Origin of the sequence: Streptomyces sp. CT34 (genome assembly GCF_000805335.1) — a bacterium.
GTDB lineage: Bacteria > Actinomycetota > Actinomycetes > Streptomycetales > Streptomycetaceae > Streptomyces.
This window is the reverse complement of record NZ_KN708638.1, coordinates 930760-934667: the sequence shown is the minus strand read 5'-3', so window position 1 is coordinate 934667 and position 3908 is coordinate 930760. Positions and strand designations below refer to the sequence as shown.

Annotated in this window: 5 protein-coding genes; 3 read left to right on the top strand and 2 right to left on the bottom strand. The window is 70.7% G+C overall.

All coding sequences use genetic code 11. The features are described 5' to 3' along the window. Positions 1-623 precede the first annotated feature (623 nt). Entirely contained in the window at positions 624-812 is a 189-nt protein-coding gene (locus tag RZ84_RS04200; protein ID WP_043263137.1) for a DUF6381 family protein, read from the bottom strand. Between the two features lie 254 nt (positions 813-1066). On the opposite strand from RZ84_RS04200, the gene RZ84_RS04195 reads away from it, so the two are divergent. The 3 genes from RZ84_RS04195 (at position 1067) to RZ84_RS04185 (ending at position 3484) form a co-directional block, all read left to right on the top strand. Next, positions 1067-1237 (top strand): hypothetical protein, encoded by a 171-nt coding sequence (locus RZ84_RS04195; protein WP_043263136.1) that lies wholly within the window; start codon positions 1067-1069, stop codon positions 1235-1237. Positions 1238-1247: 10 nt separating this feature from the next. Continuing rightward, complete coding sequence (locus RZ84_RS04190) at positions 1248-2030, top strand: VOC family protein (RefSeq protein WP_043263135.1); 783 nt, start codon at positions 1248-1250, stop codon at positions 2028-2030. A 464-nt stretch (positions 2031-2494) separates the two neighbouring features. After that, positions 2495-3484 (top strand): hypothetical protein, encoded by a 990-nt coding sequence (locus tag RZ84_RS04185; protein ID WP_043263134.1) that lies wholly within the window; start codon positions 2495-2497, stop codon positions 3482-3484. A gap of 75 nt (positions 3485-3559) precedes the next feature. Here RZ84_RS04185 and RZ84_RS04180 read toward each other — a convergent pair whose 3' ends face one another. Continuing rightward, complete coding sequence (locus RZ84_RS04180) at positions 3560-3793, bottom strand: hypothetical protein (protein ID WP_043263133.1); 234 nt, start codon at positions 3791-3793, stop codon at positions 3560-3562. Positions 3794-3908 lie beyond the last annotated feature (115 nt).

The following is a 3908-nucleotide window of genomic DNA, read 5'->3' as shown; positions in this document are numbered from 1 at the left end:
CCCGGCGGAGCCTGCATGTGCCACCGGCCCGCCGGCCGGCGGATCCGGCCGGAAAACGGGCAGCGGCTTCTCGTACCGCAGCGGGATCCCGTACGCCATAGCAGACACCCCGGCCATATCCCATATCCCTGCCGAAGAGCGCCTGATCCCCTTGAGACTTCGGCAATTCCGGGCGCACCTCGTTCCCGATGCCGCACACATGGACCACGGTGGGCTGCCTGGGGTGCATACCGCCTCCTGCCGCCGTTCCTCCGCCGCACCCCTTCCCGGCGGCGGGTACGACGCATCGGCGCCGCCCCGTAAGCCACTCGGACGGCCGGGCGGCCGGCCGTCCGGCTCGCGGTCGTCGCGCCGCCCTCGCGGAGGATCCTGAATGGCTCAACTTCCCGGCAGACGGCTTCAGTTGGGTGCTGGATGCTGACAGGCGCATCGCGCCCGGCAGTCGTCACCCGCCGAACTCCGCTGGGCTCGGCGGGTGGTAGGAGCGGCGACGCGGCCACCGGGGCCGCCGGCCGGGGTGGCCGCGGGGTGATCGACCGCCCGCGCCCCGTACGGCCGCGCGCCCCACCGGCCGCGCCTTCTGCCGTGCGTCCGCACGCTCTGCGTCCGCACGCTCACCACGCTCACAGGGAGGGGTAGATGTCCCCGCCGCGCATGGCGCTTTCCTGCTCGCTCTGGCTCCGCAGCCGGCGCGACTTCTCCTGCAGCCGCTGCTTCTCCTTCGGGTCACTGGTGTGCTGCGCGGCCTCGGCCAGTTCCTGAGCCTTTTCCCGCATGTGCTGAAGGCGTTCGCGTGTCTCGTCCGTGCCCATGACCATTCCTTACCGCTACCGATTCACCGTTACCGCTTCGTACGGCCTTGCCGCTTCGTATGGCGTCGCGGAAATCTGCTGTAACCAGCGAATCAGGGCGTGCGCCCTTTAGCACGTCGAAAAGTCACGGAGCGCGATAGCGTATTCACGAGATGCGGTCGGGTGCCGGTGGACCGCTCCGAGCGTCCCATTGGGCGGCATAAGCGCATAATGGTGGCCATGTAGGGAACCAGCCTGTCCGGAGGTTGATCCCGATGGTCCCTCTCGTGCTTGTCCTGCTGCTCATTCTGATCTTTCTGGGCGCCGGTTTCGTGATGAAGCTGCTGTGGATCGTGGCCATCGCGCTGCTGGCGGTCCTGGTGCTCGGCTTCCTCTTCCGTTCCCACGGTCCCCACGGCACCCGTGGCCGCCGGGGCCACTGGTAGGCGGGTTCCCATGTCGACGATGATGCCCGCTCCGGCCGCCATCTGCGGTGCCCCGTGCTGGGTGAGCCTGATGACCCACGACCTCCCGGGCGCGGAGAAGTTCTACGGCGAGGTCCTCGGCTGGAGTTTCCGGCCGGGAAAAAGGGGTGCCGAATTCTCCATCGCACTGGCCGAGGGGCAGCCGGTCGCCGGGATCGGGCTGCTGCCGACGAGCTGGCAGGTCGCCGTCGCCTGGACCCCGTACTTCGCCGTGGAGAGCGCCAACGAGACCGCGGCCCGGATCCGCGAGCGCGGCGCCACGCTCGCGGTGGGTCCGCTCGAACTGGGCAAGGGGCGTGCGGCGCTCGCCGCCGACCGCGACGGAGCGGTGTTCGGCCTCTGGGAAGGCCAGACCCTCTCCTGGGCGGTGGGGGAGGGGGAGGCGCCGATGTGCCTGGAGCTGCGGACCCGCGACGCCTTCGACGCGGCGATCTTCTACGGGGAGGTCTTCGGCTGGGCCCCCGACCGGCCCGGCGGTTGCGACATCACCTACGAGCACGACGAGGTGATCGTGCGGGACGGCGCGCAGACCGTGGCCGCACTGCGCGGCGGAGCCGTCGAAGCCGCCCCGGACCCGCATGTCCGGCCCCGCTGGCACGTCTACTTCCCCGTGCACGACATCGAGAAGGTCACCGCCGCCGCCGTCGCGGCCGGCGGCTTCGTCCTCCCGGTGACGCCGATGGTCGACGGCAGCGGCTGCCAGGCCGTCATCCGCGACCCGCAGGGCGGACTGTTCACCGTCGCGACGACATAGAGACGACCACATAGAGACGACCACAGGGAGAGCGGAGAGCGGGCCGTATCGAGGGGCCGGCGCGGCGACGGAGTACGGCGAGCCGTCCGCCAACGAGCCGTCCGCCGACAGAAGAGGACTCCGGCAGTCGCTAGCGGACGGACCCGCGGTCGTCACGGCCGACACGCCCGGTGATTTCCCCGGTCCACGGCGTGTCTCCACCGGATGGCCATTCCTGAATGGCGCGGGCTGCCAAGAGGGACGTTGGCTGAACCAAAGCACGCACAACGCCCGATGAGTGTCAGCGCCTCCGGTGCCCGATGCTCCCCCTCGTTCAGTGGAGTCCCTACATGTCATCTGAACCAGCTCCTGGTGGGGGCGAAGCCGACCTGTCACCGACAGACGTCGGCGAACACGTTCCGCCCACGAATCCGGAAAACGTCTCGGTCCGCACCCTCGTGTGGACGGCGGCCACCACGAGGCCCGTGGAGGAAGTCGCCGCCCTCGTGGAACTGCTCAAGCGCAGTGGCGAAGACCCCAATCCAGGCGACGAATGCCTGAGAGTGGCGGCGATGACCCGGCCTGTGAGCGAGGTCGGGCCGCTCCTCGCCATGCTCGGCGAAGCCCCGCACACCGCGGAGTCGAGCTACGAGGCGCTGCGTGCCGCGGCGGTGAACCGATCCGTCGACGAGGTCGTCCAGCTGATCCGGCTGTTCGACGGGGCCAAGGAGGGGCACATCCCCGTCGAGGTCCCGCCGGGCGGCGACAACTACCCCGACGGCCATGCCTACCCCGACGGCCACGCCGACACGATGAGCCAGGCGACGTCCGCCATGCCGATGGTCAACGACCCCGTCCTCGAACCGTATCCCGACCCCTACGGCCACCCGGCCGACAACGGATACCCGAACCAGGGCCCGCACGCCGGCGGTCCCCACGAGCCGGCGATGCGCGACGGCATGCACCGGGACGCCCCGCCGTGGCCGCAGAACGCCCCCTACCCCGCCGCCAACACACCCCAGGGCGGCCCCGGATGGCCGGCGGCCGGCGCGCCCCCGCAGCCCGGCCAGGCGGTCAGCGGGGTGCTCCGCTCCGTACTGCGCTGGCCCGCCGCCGCGGCGCTGGCCCTGTGCGGGCTCAGCCATCTGCCGCTGGGGATGTCGGGGGTCCGCGGCGGCCCGTCCGACGGTATCTCGATGGCCATCGCGGCGGTCTATCTGCTGCTGGCCGGCTGGCTCGCGATGCGCGACACGGCCGCCATCTGGACGGCCAGTGCCACCGCCGCGGTCACCGTCATCGTCCTGCACGCCCTGTCCCGGGCCGGCGTCCTGGTCCCGCTGAGCAGCAGCCTGGGCGATGCCACCGTGTGGCCGGAGTTGCTGGCGGTCGGTCTGGCGATCCTCAGCGCCGGCCTCGCCGGTGCGGCGCTGCTCCTGCGTCCGCGCAGGGTGACTCCCGCCACGGCCGGTGCGTAAGCGGCAAGCGGATGAGGCGGCTGTCCCCCGGGGACGGCCGCCTCATTTCGCATGCGGCGCCGGGGCCGCATGCCCTCAGGCGCTGTCGGCCAGCTCCGAGACGCCCCGGATCCGCGCACAGTGCGCACAGCAGAAATACCGGCCGCCCGCCTCCATTCCGTGGCCGAGAATCCGGCACTTGCAGTTCTCACAGGTCGGGGCGAGCAGCTGAGCCGCGCATTCCAAACTGTCGAAGGCATGGACCTCGCCATCGGTGTGCACTTCGAATCCCCGCGCATAGTCGTTCCCGCAGACTTCGCAGACTGTCATGGTGATTCCTCCGTTCCGCAGATCCCTGGAACCCCTGGAACCCCTGGACGGGGGTGGCGACGGCTCCGGTGCATGCACCGCGAAGTGAACCCCCTGCGATACCGGGCGTCTTCCG